1 protein-coding gene is annotated in these 1,453 nt (G+C 44.5%); it reads left to right on the top strand.

Going from position 1 to position 1,453, the window contains the following annotated elements:
- Window positions 1-48: 48 nt before the first annotated feature.
- The gene (locus tag ACM0OZ_RS48770; RefSeq protein ID WP_414590146.1) at window positions 49-1,446 is read left to right on the top strand and encodes an IS4 family transposase; all 1,398 of its coding nucleotides are present in this window, start codon (window positions 49-51) and stop codon (window positions 1,444-1,446) included.
- Window positions 1,447-1,453: the final 7 nt, after the last annotated feature.

The following is a 1,453-nucleotide window of genomic DNA, read 5'->3' as shown; positions in this document are numbered from 1 at the left end:
ATTACCAACATATTTTAAAGTGAGGTAGGGGTGTAATAGAGTCAGAGTATGAAGTTGAAAAATTTCACAGACCTCAATGCTTGGGCAGTTGAGCAATGGGGAGATGCCGAATTAGGGGATAGTCGTCGTACAGATAGAGCGATCGCTGTGGGAGCAGCTATTGCTGCCAAGCCCGAAGCAAGTCTGCCAAATATCATGTCAGGTTGGAATGAAGTCAGGGCAGCCTACAGATTATTTGCAGAAGAAGATGTTTCCCACAGTGAGTTAATTAAGCCACACACAGCAGCAACAAAAGCGATCGCCAAAAAGAGTTCTGACTCAGTTGTCTTATTTATCCAAGACACATCAGAACTAGACTACACATCAGCGCGAAACATCAAGGGGTTAGGACATATAGGCGATGGAAAAGGGCGAGGGATAATGCTGCACAATTGCTTGGCAGTAGTGCCAGTACCAGGAAACCCAGAGATATTGGGACTCGCAGGACAAATACCTTGGGTACGTGGTAGTGATAACCAAAATCGACAAATCGAGAACATTTCACAGGAATTACTGAGAACCGAAAGTGAGGGTGAAATTTGGTCGCAGATGGTCGAATCAATCGGAGAAGCTCCACAGCCAGATTCAATGTGGGTAAGTGTTGGAGACAGAGGCAGCGATATTTTTTCATATATCCGACGTGTGATTGCACTACGCTGGCACTGCTTGCTGCGGGTAACTCAAAATCGTGTAATTACCAAACCAGACGGGACAAAAGGATACCTCAAAGCTTTTGCTCGTGGCTTGTCACCAATGTCAACCAAGACGATTGTACTACGTGGTCGCAACGGCGAACCTAAACGTTGTGTGGATTTACAAGTTGCTTGGTCAGCCCTAACAATTCAACCACCTGCGACGGGTAGTGAAAGAAAGCAACAGCCCATTGATGGTTGGTGTATACGTGTTTGGGAAGAGTTGGGTGATTTAGAATGGATTCTGTTTACCAGCGTACCTGTAACAGATGAGAACGCTGCTTTCATCCAAATCGACTGGTACACTTGCCGTTGGCTGATTGAAGAATATCATAAATGCCTGAAAACTGGTTGTGCAATAGAAAAGCGTCAATTGGAGTCAGCCAATGGTTTAGTTACATTACTTGGTTTTTTTGCAGTTGTTGCAGTGAGATTGTTACAGTTACGCGAAATTAGTCGCTGTCATCCGTTATTGCCTGCCCAAAATTTTGTACCTCCGATGATGCTAAATATTCTGGTTGCTCGCCTTGGTTTGCTATCAAATAATTTCACTATTGGTGAGTTCTGGAAATGCGTTGCTCGTTTGGGTGGTTTTCTTGGTCGTAAAAGTGATGGGCTTCCTGGTTGGCAAACTCTATGGCGCGGATGGTGTCGATTAATGGATATGTGCTGGGCTATCGATTTTTCAACCCAGTCTTTGGAAAAATGTTGGTAATGACAAG

Origin of the sequence: Scytonema sp. PCC 10023, assembly GCF_963920835.1 — a bacterium.
Classification (GTDB): domain Bacteria; phylum Cyanobacteriota; class Cyanobacteriia; order Cyanobacteriales; family Nostocaceae; genus Kalymmatonema.
The sequence above is the reverse complement of the archived record's forward strand: the minus strand, read 5'-3'. Positions and strand labels throughout refer to the sequence as shown.